We start from the raw sequence: 16,872 nt of genomic DNA on the forward strand, positions 1-16,872 counted from the left end.
CGACAGACCGCAGGGCCGAGCGGGGCAGGCGGGCCGAGCGGGGCGGGCTGTGCCGGGCGCGGGGCTACGTGCGTGGGGTCCGGTCCGTCGGCTCGGGTGTCAGCTCCGCCGCCGGGTCCAGGGTGCCGCCGGTCGCGAACGCCGCGTCGAACGCGGCGGTGCCCAGGGCGGCCCGGACGGCGGCCGTGACCCGGTCCACGTCCCCGCGCTCGGCCGGAGGCAGCGGCGCGCCCACCGACGCGCGGGCCCCGGCGGCGGCGCCCAGCAGGCGCGCGGCGTGCCCGTGCCCGCCGGACAGGGCGTGCGCACCGGCCAGTCCCTCCAGTGCCAGCGCGACCGCGCGTGGATCGCCCGTGTCGCGGGCGGCGTCCAGTCCCTCCCGGTGCCAGGCCAGCGCCGTGTCCGCGTCGCCGCGCAGTTCGGCGAGGAAGCCCAGCTCGGCCAGGATCAGCGCCGCGCCGTACTGCGCGTCGAACTGCCGGTTCCACTCGAGCCAGCCGCCCAGGTACGCCTCGGCGGCGTCGAGCCGCCCCTGCCGCCGCGCGCCGAGGGCCAACCCGACCTCGGCGAACTCCTGGGCCGGTACGTCGCCGTGCTCGACGGCCAGCACCCTGGCCCGCTCGTGGAACTCCTCGGCGCGCACGTGGTCCCCCGTCAGCAAGGCGATCCTGCCCAGTTCGGACCAGCGAGTGGAGGCCGCCGTCCACAGTTCGAGGTCCTCGGCGATGCAGAGGCCGTCGTGGTGCCAGCCGCGTGCCGCCGGGTAGTCGCCGGTGATCTCGGCCAGCGTCCCGAGCACCCGCATCGCCTGGAGCTGCCCCCAGCGGTCGCCGACCGTGCGGAAGCGGGCGAGGCTCTCCTCGGCGTCCCGGCGGGACGGCTCCAGGTCGCCGCGCACGTACCGCTGCATGCCCCGGGTGCTGAGGGCGGCGGCGATGCCCCAGGCGTCGTCCAGGGCGAGGACCTCGGCCAGTACGCGGTCCGCCAGTTCCTCGCCGACGGCCCGGTCGCCGAACTCGGTGGCCGCGAAGCCGAGGAACCAGCCCGCCCTGGTCCGCTCGTACGGGTCACGGACGGCCTCGTACAGCCGCAGGAGGGACTCCCCGCCCGGCTCGCTGCCCGGCTCCGGGCCGCGGCTGCCAGGGCCGTCGCCGCGGTAGCCGGAGAGCAGCAGCATGCCGGTCCGCCAGGCGGCGACGGGTGCGGCGGAGCCGGTGCCGTCGGCGTCCGCGTCGGTGGCCGCCTCCGCGTCCGATGCCGTAGCCGATGCCGTGTCCGTGTCCGTGTCCGTGTCCGGCCCGGCGACGGCCAGGGCCGCGGTCAGGGAGCGCGCGGCCTCCGTGAGCCGCCCGCGCAGGAACCAGTACCAGACCATCGCGTGGGCCAGCCGGCGGGCGAGCCGCGCGTCCCCGCTGGCTGCGGCCCCGTCGAGCGCGGCGCGGATGTTGGCCGTCTCCGCGTCGAGCCGCCGCAGCCAGCGCTGCTGGTCGCCGCCGCGCAGGAAGGGTCCGGCCTCCTCGGCGAGCGAGGTGTAGTAGCGGGCATGCGCGCGCCGGACGCGGGTGTGATCGTTCGCGCACAGTTGTTCGAGGCTGTAGGCGGCCACCGACTCCAGCAGCCGGTAGCGGGGGCCGTCCGGGCCGTGCGCGGCCACAACCAGTGAACGGTCCACCAGCCGGGTCAGCAGGTCCATGACCTCGGCGGGCTTGACCCCGTCCCCGGCGCAGACCGCCTCAGCGGCGGCCAGCGTGCAGCCGTCGGAGTGGACCGCGAGCCTGCGCAGCACGGTCTGCTCGGCGGCGGTCAGCAGCTCCCAGCTCCAGTCGATCATCGCGCGCAGCGTCCGCTGCCGCGCGGGCGCGCCCCGGTGGCCGCCGGTCAGCAGCCGGAACCGGTCGTCCAGCCGGTCGGCCAACTCCCGTACGCCCAGGGCGCGTACGCGGCTGGAGGCCAGCTCCAGGGCGAGCGGAAGCCCGTCCAGCCGACGGCAGATCGCGGCGACGGCACGGGCGTTGTCCTCATCGAGCACGAAGCCGGGCGAGGCCGCGGCGGCCCGGGCCACGAACAGCTGGACCGCGCCCGACCGGCCCAGCTCCTCCCCCGTCTCCCGCGCGCCCGGCAGGTCCAGCGGCGGCACCGTCCACAGCTGCTCTCCGGAGATGTCCAACGGCTCCTGGCTGGTGGCCAGCAGCCGGACGTCCGGGGCGGCCCGCAGCAGCGCCTCCGCGAGGCGGGCGGCGGGCTCGACGACGTGCTCGCAGTTGTCCAGGACGAGCAGCAGCCGCTTGCCGCGCAGCGCCCCGGCCAGCCGGTCGAGGCGGCCGGCGGGCTTCGCGGCGGCGGACGGCACCGCGCCGACGGCGCCGCCCGCCCCGGCGCCGCCGCCCGCGTCCTCCCGGATGCCCAGGGCGGCGGCCACCAGCTCCGCCAGCTCCTCCACCGCGCCCGCCGTGCCCGTACCCGCCGCCCCCGCCGAACGGCCCGTGGCGCGCGGCTGCGTGGCCAGCTCCACCAGCCAGGTGCCGTCCGCGAAGGCGTCGGCCAGCTGGGTCGCGGTCTCCAGGGCGAGCCTGGTCTTGCCGACGCCGCCGGGCCCCGTGAGGGTCACCAGCCGCCCGGCCTCCAGCAGCGCGCGCACCTCCGCGACCGAGCCGGACCGCCCGACCAGGCCGGTGACCGGGGTGGGCAGGTTGGTACGCGGCCGGGGTGCGGCGGCGCTCTCGCCCACCGCCCGCAGCGCGGGGTCCTGCCGGAGGATCTCCTGCTGCAGCGCCACCAGTTCGGGGCCGGGCTCCAGGCCCAGTTCCTCGTCCAGGTGGCGGCGCAGCGCCTGGTAGCCCGCCAGCGCCTCGCTGGGGCGTCCGGCGCCGTAGAGGGCACGCATGTGGGCCGCGCGCAGCCGCTCCCGCAGCGGGTGCCGCTCCGTCAGCTCGGCCAGTTCACCGGCCAGCCGGCTGTGCTCGCCGCGCTCCCCCCAGGCGAGCCGGGCCTCGGCCCGCTCCTCCAGGGCCAGGAGCCGGGCCTCCTCCAGGCGGGTGACGGCCGCGCGGCTGAACGGTTCGTCCGCGAAGTCGGCGAAGGCGGGGCCCCGCCACAGCGCCAGCGCCTCGTTGAGCAGGGCGACCCGCTCGCGGGGACCCTCCGCCGTACGGGCGCGCGCGGTGAGGGAGAGGAAGCGGTCGGCGTCCACGTCGTCGTCGGCCACCCGCAGCAGATAGCCCGGCGGCCGGTGCACCACCAGCTCCCGGCCGCCGCCCGCGCCGCCGGCCGCCGACAGGGCGCGCCGCAGCCGCGAGACCCGGGTCTGCAAGGCGCCCGCCGGGTTCGCTGGCGGCTCGTCGCCCCACAGGTCCTCGGCCAGCCGGTCGGCGGAGACCACCTGGCCCGGCGTCACGAGCAGTCCGGCCAGCAGTGCGCGCACCTTCGCCTCGGGCACCGCCACGGGCGTGCCGTCCGCCGCCCAGACAGCCAACGGCCCCAGCACCCCGAATCGCATGCACACACGGTATCCCGCCGGTGCCCGGCGCCGACCGACAGCGGACCGAAAGCCGACCGCAAGGGCCGGGCCGCAGGGTCGTCCTCAGCACCACGGAACGCGAGCACCACCGAGCAGGGAGCAGGAACGATGAGCAAGTTCGCGGGCAAGAAGGCTGTCGTCACCGGCGGGACGCACGGGATGGGCCTGGCGATCGTCAAGGCGCTCCTCGACGGCGGCGCCGAGGTCGTCCTCACCGGCCGCAACGAGAAGAAGATCGAGGAGGCGCGCACGGAGCTGAAGGCGGACACGGCCCACATCGTCCGCTCCGATGCCGCGAGCATGGCCGACATCGCCGCGCTGGCCGACCTGGCGCAGGAGCGGCTCGGCCGGATCGACTACGTGTTCGTCAACCACGGCATCGCCGAACTGGCGCCCCTGGACGAGGTCACCGAGGACTCCTGGGACCGGCACTTCGCCATCAACGCCAAGGGCTCCTTCTTCACCGTGCAGAGCCTGTCGCCGCTGCTCAACGACGGGGGCGCGATCATCTTCACCACCGTCGCCAACGACCTCGTCTTCCCCGGCATGAGCGCCTACTCCGCCTCCAAGGAGGCGGTACGGGGGCTCGCGCACGTCCTCTCCGCCGAGCTGCTGCCGCGCCGCATCCGGGTCAACTCCGTCGCCCCCGGCTTCATCAAGACCCCGACCATGGGCGTCGCCGGGCTGAGCGACGAGGAGCGCCGGGAGTTCGAGAAGCAGGGCGACGCGACGACCCCGCTCCAGCGCCACGGCACCGTCGAGGAGATCGCCGCCGCCGCGCTGTTCCTGGCCGCCGACGCCACCTTCACCACCAACGTCGAGCTGCCCGTCGACGGCGGCTTCGCGCAGGGCCTCAGCGCCACGCACTGACGTCCGGCGCGCGCCGGACGGCGTACGCGGCGTACGCCGCAAAGCAGGCCATCGGTCCCGTGCCCGCGGGGCCGGCGGCCTGCTGCGCCCCGCCCCTGACCACCCACCGCTCACACCACAGCTCTCCTTGAACGGAAGGTTCCCCTCATGACCACGCAAGCGACCGCCGTCCCCGCGCGCGCCGGGCGGCGCGAATGGGCCGGGCTGGCGATGCTGGCACTGCCCAGCATGCTGCTGTCCCTGGACGTGACGCTGCTGCACCTGGCCGTACCGCACCTGGGCGCGGCCCTGGCGCCGAGCAGTACCGAGATGCTCTGGATCATCGACATCTACTCGTTCATGATCGCCGGATTCCTGGTCGTCGCCGGCACCCTGGGCGACCGGATCGGCCGCCGCAGGCTGCTGCTGGGCGGTGCCGTGGCCTTCGGCATCGCCTCGGTGCTGGCCGCCTACGCGACGACCCCGGAGATGCTCATCGCCGCCCGCGCCCTGCTGGGCATCGCGGGCGCGACCCTGATGCCCTCCACGCTCGCCTTGATCAGCAACATGTTCCAGGACCCCAGAGAGCGCGGCAGCGCCTTCGGGATCTGGGCGGCCAGCTTCTCGGTGGGCATCGCGCTGGGCCCGGCGGTGGGCGGCGCCATGCTGGAGGTCTTCTGGTGGGGCTCGGTCTTCCTGCTCGCCCTGCCCGTCATGGCGCTGCTGCTGATCACCGGCCCGCTGCTGCTGCCCGAGTACAAGGACGAGAACGCGGGCCGCATCGACTTGCTCAGCGTCGGCCTCTCGCTGGCCACCATCCTGCCCGTCGTCTACGGCATCAAGGAGGGCGCCAAGCACGGGCTCGGGACCACTGCGCTGCTCGCCCTGCTGGCCGGCGCCGTCTTCGGGTACTTCTTCGGCCGCCGCCAACTGCGCCTGGCGGACCCGATGCTGGACCTGAGCCTCTTCCGCAGCCGCGCCTTCAGCGTCGCGCTGGGAGTGATGCTCTTCGGCGCCTTCGCCATGGGCGGCATGTACCTCTTCGTCACCCAGTACCTGCAACTGGTGGCCGGGCTCTCCCCGCTGCGCGCCGGGCTGTGGCTGCTGCCCGCCGCCGCGCTGCTCATCGCCGCGTCGATGCTCGCCCCGCTCGCGGCACGGCGCTTCCGGCCGGGCCATGTGACCGGCGTCGGGCTCGCGCTGTCCGCCGTGGGCTATCTCATCCTCACCGTGGCCGACCCAAACGACAGCGGGCTGGCCTACGTCGTCGTCGGCTTCAGCTTCCTCTACGCCGGCATCGGTCCGCTGATGGCACTGAGCGTCTCGCTGGTGGTGGGCTCCGCACCGCCGGAGAAGGCGGGCGCGGCCTCCGCCCTCCAGGAGACGAGCAGCGAACTCGGCCTCGCGCTGGGCATCGCCGTGCTCGGCAGCATCGGCACCACCGTCTACCGCGACGAGGTCGCGGGCGCGCTGCCCGCCGAGGCGCCCGCAGCCGCCGAGGCCGCCACCCGCGACACCTTGGCCCGTGCGGTGGACGCGACGGAGGCGCTGCCCGCCTCCCTCGCCGGGCAGATCCTCACCCCCGCGCGCGAGGCGTTCGCGTCCGGGCTCAACAGCGTGGCGCTCATCTGCGCCGTCCTGGTCGGCGCCCTCGCCGTCCTCGCCGTCGTGACGCTCCGCCACGTGCCGCCGACCGGGGCCCCGGAGGAGCCCGCCGCGCCGGAAGCCGCCGACGGCTCCACAGGCGGCTCCACCGGCGGCTCCACCGGTGAGACCCTCACCCCCGTCCCCTGAGCGACCGGCAGACCACCGGGTGGCAGAGCCTTGTGATAATCACGGGGAGCGAGGCTCTGGTGTGAGTCGCGCAGGGGAGAGGGCAGGGGAGCACCTTGGACAGGGACGAGTCCATATCGGATGAGGAATGGGCACGCTTCCTGCGCGAAGCCGAGGCCGGGTCGCCGGACGCGCCGAAGGAGCCGTCGGCCCGGGCCCGGATGGTGACCCGGCGGCTGCGGGAGAATCCCGCCCCGCCCACGGCCTGGCGCACGCACGAACCGCCGGCGCCGCGAAGACGGGGCGGGAAGCTGTGGCCCGTGCTCGGCCTGCTGTGTGCGGCCGTCCTGCTGCTCGCCGCGCTCGCTCCGGGGCAGTTGACCAGCCTGTTCGGCGGCGATGACGAGGGGGACGCGCCGCTCGCCGCGGAGTCGGCACGCCCCAGCGGGCCGCCCGCGACGCAGGCGGCGGGGCGGGGGCCCACCGTGGCGGAGCCGTTCCGTGGTTCGCCCGCCGCGCGCTGGCACGACGACGCGGCGGGCATCACCCTGCCCCCGGCCCGGGCGACCGGCTGGATGACCACGGCGCAGGTCGAGCAGGCGCTCACCCGGAGCCGGGACTTCCTCACCGCCTCCAGCCTGGATCGCGGGGTGCTGCGCGGGGAGCGGCCCGCGCAGGCGATCGCGTGGATCAACCCGCACCAGAAGGACGTACAGGAGTACCTGTCGGCCGCGTTCCGCACGCCCAGCCGCGAGAACGACCCGCTGATGCTCTTCAGCCGCTTCGCGAAGGAGGACGTACGGCTCGTCGGGGACGTGGTCAAGACGCGGGGGCGGATCACCTTCCGGGAGGGCGAGCGCGGCGCGGTCGAGGTGGTCACCGACGTCACGTACGCCTATCCGGTCGTACGCGCCGAGGAGGGGAGCGACGAGGTCGCGCGCACCATCGTGCGCCGCGAGGTCGTGCTGAGCTGGGACGATCCGGCGAAGGTGGTCACCGAGCCGGACACGTTCACCCTGGCCTCCTACCGGGCGGACACCACCAACGGCGGCTGCGGCCCCCGCACCGGCTACTTCACCCCCCGGTTCCCCTCCGAGGACGCGCCCGCCGACGCGGGCGAGGGCACCGCGGTGGACCCGTACGACCGGAGCACGACGATGGACGAGCGCATGAGCGAGGCCGGCGACAGCGCATGCGGGACCGCCACCCGCACATGAGCGACACGTACCGGGGGCGCTACCAGCTGCTCCGCCTCACCCCGGAGGCGCTGTCCGTCACCTACTTCGAGGACCACTTCGACAAGGATGCGGAAATCGTGCATCGCACCCGCCTGCGTACGGAGACCTGGGAGTGGGAAGAGATCCGCGCCCTGCGGTGGAACCCCTACTTCCGGGGAGCCGTGGAACTCCGGATCGAGGCCGTGCCCGAAGCAGTGGAATCCCCGCGCTCCGACGGACGCCCCCGCATCGGCCGGGTGTGTGTCGAGGCGAACCTGTCCCGGAAGCAGTGGCGGCGCTTCGCCCGCCGGGTCGCGGAGCTGACGGCGGGCAGGCTCGTGGTGGAGCCCGCCGTCCCGCCGCGTCCTCGGCCCTGGTGGCGCGGCCCCCGATGAGGCACCGGGGGCCGCGCCGCGACCCCGCTACCGCGCCTCGCGGGCCAGGTACGCCAGCAGGTCCTGGCGGCTGAGCACACCCGTGGGCTTCCCCTCCTCCAGCACCAGCGTCGCGTCCGCGCCCCCCAGTACGGCCATCAGGTCGGCGACGGACTCCCCCGAACCGACGTGCGGCAGCGGGGCGCTCAGGTGCTGGTCGAGGCGGTCGTCCAGGGAGGCGCGCCGGGCGAAGAGCGCGTCCAGCAGCTCGCGCTCCACCACCGAGCCGATGACCTCGGCCGCCATCACGTCCGGGTGCCCGGCGCCCGGCTTGACCACCGGCATCTGCGAGACGCCGTACTCGCGCAGCACCTCGATCGCCTCGCCGACCGTCTCCTCGGGATGCATGTGGACGAGGGAGGGGATGGGCCCCTCCTTGTACCGGAGAACGTCGCCGACCCGTACGACCGTGGGCTCGCCCTCCTCCAGGAAGCCGTAGTCGTTCATCCAGTCGTCGTTGAAGATCTTGCTCAGGTAGCCGCGCCCGCTGTCCGGCAGCAGGACGACGACCACGTCGTCGGGCCCGAGCCCCTCGGCCGCCTTCAGCGCGCCGACCACGGCCATCCCGCACGAGCCGCCGACCAGCAGCCCCTCCTCCCGGGCGAGGCGGCGGGTCATCTGGAAGGAGTCCTTGTCCGAGACGGCGATGATCTCGTCCGTCACCTCGCGGTCGTAGGCGTCCGGCCAGAAGTCCTCGCCGACGCCCTCCACCAGGTACGGGCGCCCGGAGCCGCCGCTGTAGACCGAGCCCTCCGGGTCCGCGCCGACGACCGTGACGCGCCCCTCGCTGGCCTCCTTGAGGTAGCGGCCGGTGCCGGAGATGGTGCCGCCGGTGCCGATCCCCGCGACGAAGTGCGTGATGCGGCCCTCCGTCTGCGCCCACAGCTCGGGGCCGGTCGTCTCGTAGTGCGAGCGCGGATTGGCCGGGTTGCTGTACTGGTCGGGCTTCCAGCCGTTCGGCGTCTCGCGGACCAGCCGGTCGGAGACGTTGTAGTACGAGTCGGGGTGCTCGGGATCGACGGCCGTCGGGCAGACCACGACCTCCGCGCCGTACGCCCGCAGCACGTTGATCTTGTCAAGGGAGACCTTGTCCGGGCAGACGAAGACGCAGCGGTATCCCTTCTGCTGCGCGACGATGGCCAGACCGACCCCGGTGTTGCCCGAAGTGGGTTCGATGATCACGCCGCCGGGGCGGAGCGCGCCGCTGCGCTCGGCGTCCTCGATCATCCGCACGGCGATCCGGTCCTTGACCGACCCGCCGGGGTTGAAGTACTCGATCTTCGCCAGGACGGTGGCCTGGATACCCTCCGTCACACTGTTGAGCTTCAGCAGCGGAGTGTTGCCGACAAGCTCGATCATCGACTCGTGATACTGCACCTGTATCTCCACGCCTTCCGGAGGGATTCGGGGTTTCCAAGGGGGTTCGAGAGGCACACGTGCCTCAGCGGGGTTTACGAGGCGCGCCCCGGAGGGAACGCAGCACGTCCGCCCCCGCGCCGCACCCGTGCGTTCACCATATTGCGCAACATGCGCACACCTGCGATGCGTTGCACAGCGTCTCCTACGGGGCAACACAGTGTGGAGGACAGAATTTCCCCAGACGTACAGACGTTGCCCGGCAGATCCACGCAGAGGGCGCGAAACACACGGGAAGAATCTTCGGGAGGCGGACCAGAAATATGCCGATGTCGAAGGCGGCGAGTGCCCGGGTGGCACGCCGGATCGCGACCGCGGCCGCGTACGGCGGTGGCGGTATCGGGCTGCTCGGCGGAGCGGCGGTCGGGCTGCTCTTCACCGAGGTCCAGATCGCCAAGCGCAAGGTCGGCGGCTCCGACGACGTGCCGCCGATGGCGGACGGCCTGTACGGCGGCGCCTTCGCCAGGACGAGCGTCGAGCCGGGCGGCGAGCGCGACGGCGAGTTCGGCCGCCGCCATCCGCGCCCGCTGCGGCTGGCCATGCTCGGCGACTCCACGGCGGCCGGGCAGGGCGTGCACCGCGCCCGGCAGACGCCGGGCGGGCTGCTGGCCTCCGCGCTGGCGGCGGTCGCGGAGCGCCCGGTCGAGCTGCGGAACGTCGCGGTGCCCGGAGCCCAGTCCGACGGGCTGGAGCGGCAGGTCACGCTGCTGCTGAGCGAGCGCGACCTCTCGCACGCGCCGGACGTCTGCGTGATCATGGTCGGCGCGAACGACGTCACGCACCGGATGCCGCCCGCCCGTTCCGTGCGCCTGCTCTCCGACGCCGTCGCCCGGCTGCGCACGGCGGGCTGCCAGGTGGTGGTGGGCACCTGCCCCGACCTGGGCACGATCGAGCCCGTGGGACAGCCGCTGCGCTGGATCGCGCGGCGGCTGAGCCGTCAGCTGGCCGCCGCGCAGACCATCGCGGTGGTCGAGGAGGGCGGTCGTACGGTCTCGGTGGGCGACCTGCTGGGCCCGGAGTTCGCGGCGAACCCGCAGGAGCTGTTCGGCCCCGACAACTACCACCCCTCGGCCGAGGGCTACGCCACCGCCGCGATGGCGTTGCTGCCCACGCTGTGCGCGGCGCTGGGGCTGTGGCCGACGGAGGACGAGCGGCCGGACGCCTCGCGGCGCGAGGGCATCCTGCCGGTGGCCCGTGCGGCGGCCGAGGCGGCGGCCGAGGGCGGCACGGAGGTCACCGCGGTGCGCGGGCCGTGGGCACTGCTCAAGCACCGCAGGCGGCGGCGGCTGCCGCCCCCGGACGGCCACGGCGACGGCCCGGGCGAGCCCGGGGCGGACCCGGAGCCCTCCCCCGCCCCCCACCACGGCGCGGACGCAGACGCCCGCTGACCCCGACGCAGCACGCCGGGCACGCCAGGGCGCGCCGCCACCGTGCGACCAGCGCGGCCAGCCCGCTCCGGGCACCACGCGCCGCGCGGGCGGCGGCCCGGCGCAGGCACGGCGCGACGTCCGTCCCGCAGCCGCGCCCGCAATCGCGGGCAAGGCGCGCGCCGGACGTACGTCACCGCCCCGCCCCACAAGCGCAGCACGGGCGCGGCCAACGCGGCGCCCAACGGGACACAGCGGCCGGGAAGTCGCGCGCCTGGCGCGGCGCACGCCCTGACCGGCGGCGTCACGGGGCCGCTGCGCAACGCCGTCCGGACCGCACACACGCACGGCCGGAGGCGTGCGTGCGCAGCGCCCGGCGCGCTACGGCGGCGGACGCACGCCCGGCAGCGCCCCAGCCCCGCCGCGCCGCCCTGCACCCGCCTGCACCCGCCTGCACCCGTACCAAGCAAGCGCTTAGAAAAGAGGCCCGCATCACACCGCGTCCCCCGTGACCCTGATGCTACGGATGGGTAGCTTCCTAGGAGTCCGCACGCGCGCCGCCCGCCAGGCGGAGCTTCGCGGGCGGCGCCCCCGAACAGCCACCCTCGTCGTACCCCCGGAGCCGCGTGATGCCCGAAGCAGTGATCGTCTCTGCCGCCCGCTCGCCCATCGGACGCGCCTTCAAGGGGTCGCTCAAGGACGTGCGTCCGGACGACCTGACCGCGACGATCGTCCAGGCGGCCCTGGACGGGGTCCCCGGACTGGACCCCGCGCAGATCGACGACCTGATGCTCGGCTGCGGGCTGCCCGGCGGCGAGCAGGGCCACAACCTGGGCCGGGTGGTCGCCGTGCAGCTGGGCATGGACCACCTGCCGGGGTGCACCATCACCCGCTACTGCGCCTCCTCGCTCCAGACGACCCGGATGGCGCTGCACGCCATCAAGGCGGGCGAGGGTGACGTCTTCCTCTCCGCCGGGGTGGAGACCGTCTCGCGGAGCGTCAACGGCTCCTCGGACGGCATGCCCGGCACCCACAACCCGCTGTTCGCCGGGGCGGAGGCCCGTACGGCCGCGCGGGCGGAGCACGGCGGCGAGGGCTGGACCGACCCGCGCGCGGCGGGCGAGGTGCCCGACGCCTACATCGCGATGGGGCAGACCGCCGAGAACCTCGCCCGGCACAAGGGCATCTCCCGGCGGGAGATGGACGAGTTCGGCGTGCGGTCGCAGAACCTCGCCGAGAAGGCCGTCGCGGACGGCTTCTGGGAGCGGGAGATCACCCCGGTCACGCTGCCCGACGGCACGGTGGTCTCGCGCGACGACGGCCCCCGCGCGGGCGTCACGATGGAGGGCGTCCAGGGCCTCAAGCCCGTCTTCCGGCCGGACGGCCTGGTGACGGCGGGCAACTGCTGCCCGCTGAACGACGGCGCCGCCGCGCTCGTGGTCATGTCCGACACCAAGGCGCGCGAGCTGGGCGTCGCGCCACTGGCCCGGGTCGTGTCCACCGGCCTCTCGGCCCTCTCCCCCGAGATCATGGGCTACGGACCGGTGGAGGCGAGCAGGCAGGCGCTGGCACGGGCCGGGATGTCCATCGGCGACATCGACCTGGTCGAGATCAACGAGGCGTTCGCCGCCCAGGTCATCCCCTCCTACCAGGACCTCGGCGTCGACCTGGACCGGCTGAACGTCAACGGCGGGGCGATCGCCGTCGGCCACCCGTTCGGGATGACCGGGGCCCGCATCACCGGCACCCTGATCAACTCCCTCCAGTGGCACGACAAGCAGTTCGGTCTGGAGACGATGTGCGTCGGCGGCGGCCAGGGCATGGCCATGGTGCTGGAGCGCCTGAGCTGAGCCGACGCGGCGGCGCCTGTGACGCGTGAGTCGAACTGAGGTGAATTGTTTCCCGGCCCGCGTGCTCAACACCATCGAGACCGAAGCGCCCCCAGGATGTGATATATCCCCTGGGGGCGCGGCGTTCTCCCTGGTCAAGGCGGTGTGGCCGAAAGCCCTGGGCCCTTCTACCCGTCCCCTTGATGGCGTTTTGCACTACGGTCGTGGCACCCCGCCGACGAAACTGAGATAGGAATTCGGGGGATCGAGGTCCAGGAACCGGGAGTACGTCTGTGAGCGCCATATCCCTCATTCTGCTGTCGGCCGCGGCAGTCGCCACGGCGCTGGGCGGTGCCGCCCTGCACACCGCGCGCGGTGTGCACCGTGAGCTGACGTCGCTGCGCGTCCAGCTGGACCGCGCCGAGGCGGCCCGCGCCGCGACCGCCGCCGCGATCACCGCCGACGGTGCCGCACAGGTGCCCGCCGCCCGCCCCGGCAGTCCCGCCGAGGAGATCCGCGTCGCCGTCACGCAGGCGCTCGCCGAGGAGCGGGAGCGCGAACTCGCCGAGGCCCGCGCCTTCTGGGCGGCCCAGGAGGCCCGCGACAGCGCCCCCGGCACCGGCACCCTGCTGGCGGGCCACGGCACGGAGTACGAGGTCGCCCCCGACCCGGACAGCGCCACACTGCTCGAAGCGCTCCTGGAGGGCAGGCTGGACGGCCTGGAGGGCCTGCACGGGCTGCTGGAGGCCGAGGCGTTCGTCCCGCGCCAGTCCGACCGCGGCGAGGCTCCGGACGACATCCTCGCCGACGGCGCCGCGGCCGAACGGGAGTACGGGCCGGACGCGGAGCCGGAGCCCGGCGCAGCGGAGCCGGCCGAGTCCGCCGAACTGGCCGCCGCCCGCCGCCGCCACCCCTCGCACCCCGACTTCAACCTGAACGGCGACCCCGTCGGCACCGCCGCCCCGGCCGGGCACGTGGTGGCCGCCGACCACGAGCGCACGGTGCGCCGGCTCTCCGAGCTGGCCGACGCACGTACGCCGCTGGCCGACGTACGGCCGGGCCCGCTGGGCACCCTGGACGTGTACGCCTTCGAGGACGGCACCACCTTGTGCATGTCCCCCGGCCACCACGAGACGGCCCGGCACCTGGCCGACGCGCTGAGCGCGGGCCGCCCGCCGGTACTGCTGGGCGGGTCCAGCATCACCGGGGCGTACTCGCTGACGTTCGGCGTCGGCGAGGAGCGCGTCTACACCCTCGCCGACCGGATCATCGCCTCGCTGTAGCGCGCGCCCCGGGGCCGCCCGCCCGGGTCAGGCCCGGCCCGCGCCACGCTCCAGCAGCCGCAGCGCGTCGTCCAGACCGGCCGCGTCACCCGCGGCGGAGAGCGCCAGCGCCAGATCGTGCCCGGCCACCGCGAGCTGGTCCCCGACGGCGAACGGGCCCGCGTCCGGCATCTCGTACGGCGCCCGGCCCCCGAACTCCGCGTCCTGCGCGCGCCGGGCCAGTTCCCGGGCAAGGGCCAGGCCCTCGGTCGCCGCGCCGCGCCGCAGCGCACTCTGCGGGGTGGCGCGCAGGCGGTCGGCGAGCCGGTCCACTCCGGCGGTCAGCGGCGTCGTGTCGAGCATGCCGCAAGCCTATGCGCCGCCACCGGGCGGTTGCCATTGCCCCAACTGTCAGGCACGGTGGCGTGAAGGACTCACAGAGCCAGCGTCCGGAGGCGCCGATGTCCCAGACTTTCTCCGACCAGACCCACCAGAACCTCCTCGCCAGAATCCCCCACTGCACCGGCCGCGAGGTGTCCGACTGGCTTCGTGCCGTCGACGACGGGCCCGCCCTCTTCCGGTTCGAGGACAAGGTCAGCTGGCTCCGCGGGGAGCACGAGCTTTCCTACGGGCACGCGAAAGCGATCATCCACGAGCACGACCTGAGGCGCGCCGCGCGCCACCTCTGACCGCCGCCCGCCGGGTGCGCGCACCGTGAGCGTGTGTCAGCGGCGGGCGCGGGCGGACGGCAGGAAGAGACAGAAGGACCCGCGAGGCGAATGCCTCGCGGGTCCCTTTCTGCGCGGGTGCCCGGCGCGGCGGGCTCGCGCCCGCCGCGCCTGCGTCAGCCGTCGCTCTGGAGGATCGCGATGAGCCGCAGGAACTCCAGGTAGATCCAGACCAGCGTCAGGGTCAGCCCGAACGCCGCCATCCAGGACTCCTCGCGCGGCGCGCCGTAGGCGATGCCGTCCTCGACCTGCTTGAAGTCGAGGGCGAGGAAGCAGGCACCGAGGACGATGCCGATGATGCCGAAGAGGATGCCCATGCCGCCGCTGCGGAAGCCGAGGCCGTCACCGCCGCCGAAGACCGCGAAGAGCAGGTTGACGCCCATCAGCAGGACGAAGCCGATCGCCGCCGCCATCACGAAGCGGTAGAACCGCTGCGTGACCCGGATGATCCGGGTCTTGTACATGACCAGGACGGCGGTGAAGACCGCCATCGTGCCCAGCACGGCCTGCATGGCCGCGCCGTCGGCGATGCGGTTGTCGACGAAGTTGCTGATGGCGCCGAGGAAGAGGCCCTCGAACGCCGCGTACGCCAGGATGAGCGCCGGCGAGGCCTTGCGCTTGAAGGACTGCACCAGCGCCAGCACCATCGCCACCAGGGCGGCGCCGATGGCCGGCCCCAGCGGGAGGTCGGTGATCCAGGCGACGGCCGCCATCACCACGACGGTGCCGACCGTCATGCTGGTGCGGGCGACGACGTCGTCCATCGTCATGCGCCCGGTGTGCGGCGGGGCCGCCGGAGGTGCTCCCTGGAAGCCCCCCGCGGTCTGCGGCTGCTGGGCGTACGGGTTCGTCGCGTAGGGGTTGGTCGCGTAAGGGTTCGTCGCCTGCGGGGCCCCGGTCTGCGGCTGCTGTGCAGCATTGAATCCGGCGTAGCCGTTGTCGCGGCTGAACCCCCGTCGCGAGAAGACCGGGTTGCTGCTCCTCATCTCACTCCTCCATGACCGCACGGCGCGGCCTCGCCTCCAGGGTAATGCTTGGGCAAAGCCGACACGTCACCGCTGCACGCTAACGCAGCAGTAAGAACGAGGGAACAGCTGTGATTGTTCCGGTACACAGCGCACCGCTTCGGGCCTGCAGGTCCTCGCGGGGGCGCCTCGCGGCGCGTAACGGGACACCCGTTCGGCCGCGACCCGTTCGGCCCACCCGGGGACTCCACGCGCCCGGTCCGGCCCGGATGCACAGCGCGGGGCCAACTGCCGCCGCTCACAGGGGAGTTCTGAATCGGACACCCGCCCGGGTGCACGGTGCGTCTTCACTTGGTGTCCCCTGGTCACCGAGGACAGGCGCGGAGGTGCCCGGAGCCGGACTTGAACCGGCACGGCCCGAGGGCCAACGAGGTTTAAGCTCGTCGTGTCTGCATTCCACCATCCGGGCACTGGCTCCAGGCAGACGCCTGCACGCCGAAGAGGACCGCCGAAGTCCGCTCGAGACGCGGGATGAGCCTATCCAGGTCTCCACCCGAACACCGGATCGAGATCCCGATGTTGTCTTATTTTATTGACAACTGACGGAGCATCAGCCACATACGCCCCTCTTCGGAGCCCTCCCCCGCAGGTCCGCACTGTTCCCCAGAAATGACGGAAAGTCGCCGCCCGACCACAGTTCCTCAGCCCCCCACATCAGCCCGGTGTCATCCCCAGGTAGGACGAATCCCTTTCGGCATACCTCCCAAGGCTCCCCCGGAAACCGGTTCACCGGTTGATCCGGCGGGCCGCCGGCCACGGGAGGATAGGGGTGTTCCACCGACCGCATGCCGGACGTCCGCACCGCTGCGACCGTCACCACCACCACCACGACAGGAGCACGTTCTCGTGACCACCACCCAGGCCGACGCAGGTGCCTCCCCCGCAGCCGCACCCACGGGTGTAGCCGCCGCCCGCGCCACGGACCTCTCCAAGGTCTACGGGACGGGCGAGACCAAGGTGGTCGCGCTGGACAGCGTCTCCGTCGACTTCCGGCAGGCGGAGTTCACCGCGATCATGGGGCCCTCCGGCTCCGGCAAGTCCACGCTCATGCACTGCATGGCGGGCCTCGACTCGATATCGTCCGGCAGCGCCCGGATCGGCGACACCGAGCTGACCTCGCTGAAGGACAAGAAGCTGACGCAGTTGCGGCGGGACCGGATCGGTTTCATCTTCCAGGCGTACAACCTGCTGCCCACGCTGAACGGGCTGGAGAACATCACGCTGCCCATGGACATCGCGGGCCGCAAGCCCGACAAGGAGTGGCTGGACCGGGTGATCGAGACCGTCGGGCTCTCCGGCCGCCTCAAGCACCGGCCCAACGAGCTTTCCGGCGGCCAGCAGCAGCGCGTCGCCGTCGCCCGCGCCCTGGCCTCCCGCCCCGAGATCATCTTCGGCGACGAACCCACCGGAAACCTCGACTCCCGCGCCGGCGCCGAAGTACTCGGCTTCCTCCGC

Annotated in this window: 13 protein-coding genes and 1 tRNA gene; 9 read left to right on the forward strand and 5 right to left on the reverse strand. The window is 73.7% G+C overall.

The window, feature by feature from the left end:
• Positions 1-64 precede the first annotated feature (64 nt).
• Positions 65-3,496 (reverse strand): BTAD domain-containing putative transcriptional regulator, encoded by a 3,432-nt coding sequence (locus H299_RS35160; protein ID WP_051262658.1) that lies wholly within the window; start codon positions 3,494-3,496, stop codon positions 65-67.
• Between the two features lie 129 nt (positions 3,497-3,625).
• Here H299_RS35160 and H299_RS0120075 point away from each other — a divergent pair, with 129 nt between their 5' ends.
• The 4 genes from H299_RS0120075 to H299_RS0120095 all read left to right on the forward strand — a co-directional run bounded on the left by H299_RS0120075 (position 3,626) and on the right by H299_RS0120095 (position 7,751).
• Entirely contained in the window at positions 3,626-4,387 is a 762-nt protein-coding gene (locus H299_RS0120075; RefSeq protein ID WP_027749872.1) for an SDR family oxidoreductase, read from the forward strand.
• A 147-nt stretch (positions 4,388-4,534) separates the two neighbouring features.
• Positions 4,535-6,160 carry an MFS transporter gene (locus H299_RS35165; RefSeq protein ID WP_078512890.1) on the forward strand — a complete coding sequence of 542 codons (1,626 nt, stop codon included), beginning with the start codon at positions 4,535-4,537 and terminating at the stop codon, positions 6,158-6,160.
• 95 nt (positions 6,161-6,255) lie between these two features.
• A complete protein-coding gene (locus H299_RS0120090) occupies positions 6,256-7,356 on the forward strand; it encodes a hypothetical protein (protein ID WP_027749873.1) in 1,101 nt (366 codons plus the stop codon).
• Positions 7,353-7,751, forward strand: a complete 399-nt coding sequence (locus H299_RS0120095; protein ID WP_158692362.1) for a hypothetical protein — start codon at positions 7,353-7,355, stop codon at positions 7,749-7,751. Before H299_RS0120090 ends, H299_RS0120095 begins: the two co-directional genes overlap by 4 nt.
• Positions 7,752-7,778: 27 nt before the next feature.
• Here the strand turns inward: H299_RS0120095 and H299_RS0120100 are convergent, their stop codons facing one another.
• On the reverse strand, positions 7,779-9,167 hold the full coding sequence (locus tag H299_RS0120100; protein ID WP_027749875.1) for a cystathionine beta-synthase: 1,389 nt from the start codon (positions 9,165-9,167) through the stop codon (positions 7,779-7,781).
• 302 nt (positions 9,168-9,469) lie between these two features.
• Here H299_RS0120100 and H299_RS35170 point away from each other — a divergent pair, with 302 nt between their 5' ends.
• From H299_RS35170 to H299_RS0120115, 3 genes are all read left to right on the forward strand, one after another.
• Positions 9,470-10,594 (forward strand): SGNH/GDSL hydrolase family protein, encoded by a 1,125-nt coding sequence (locus H299_RS35170; protein WP_078512891.1) that lies wholly within the window; start codon positions 9,470-9,472, stop codon positions 10,592-10,594.
• A 608-nt stretch (positions 10,595-11,202) separates the two neighbouring features.
• Positions 11,203-12,423, forward strand: coding sequence for an acetyl-CoA C-acetyltransferase (locus H299_RS0120110; protein ID WP_027749876.1), 1,221 nt, complete (start codon positions 11,203-11,205; stop codon positions 12,421-12,423).
• Positions 12,424-12,695: 272 nt separating this feature from the next.
• Positions 12,696-13,685: a hypothetical protein gene (locus tag H299_RS0120115; RefSeq protein WP_027749877.1), complete on the forward strand. Its 990-nt coding sequence runs from the start codon at positions 12,696-12,698 to the stop codon at positions 13,683-13,685.
• A 27-nt stretch (positions 13,686-13,712) separates the two neighbouring features.
• On the opposite strand, the gene H299_RS0120120 is transcribed toward H299_RS0120115, so the two are convergent.
• A complete protein-coding gene (locus H299_RS0120120) occupies positions 13,713-14,027 on the reverse strand; it encodes a hypothetical protein (protein WP_027749878.1) in 315 nt (104 codons plus the stop codon).
• Between the two features lie 98 nt (positions 14,028-14,125).
• Here H299_RS0120120 and H299_RS0120125 point away from each other — a divergent pair, with 98 nt between their 5' ends.
• Positions 14,126-14,353 carry a DUF4287 domain-containing protein gene (locus H299_RS0120125; RefSeq protein WP_027749879.1) on the forward strand — a complete coding sequence of 76 codons (228 nt, stop codon included), beginning with the start codon at positions 14,126-14,128 and terminating at the stop codon, positions 14,351-14,353.
• 155 nt (positions 14,354-14,508) lie between these two features.
• On the opposite strand, the gene H299_RS0120130 is transcribed toward H299_RS0120125, so the two are convergent.
• Together H299_RS0120130 and H299_RS0120135 are read right to left on the reverse strand one after the other, a co-directional pair.
• Positions 14,509-15,378, reverse strand: a complete 870-nt coding sequence (locus H299_RS0120130; protein ID WP_027749880.1) for a Bax inhibitor-1/YccA family membrane protein — start codon at positions 15,376-15,378, stop codon at positions 14,509-14,511.
• 366 nt (positions 15,379-15,744) lie between these two features.
• A tRNA-Leu gene (locus H299_RS0120135) sits at positions 15,745-15,826 on the reverse strand.
• Positions 15,827-16,263: 437 nt separating this feature from the next.
• Here H299_RS0120135 and H299_RS35175 point away from each other — a divergent pair.
• Positions 16,264-16,872 (forward strand): ABC transporter ATP-binding protein (locus H299_RS35175; RefSeq protein WP_037759768.1); only part of this gene is annotated, 609 nt, incomplete at its 3' end.

The sequence above is a fragment of the Streptomyces sp. CNH287 genome (assembly GCF_000424825.1).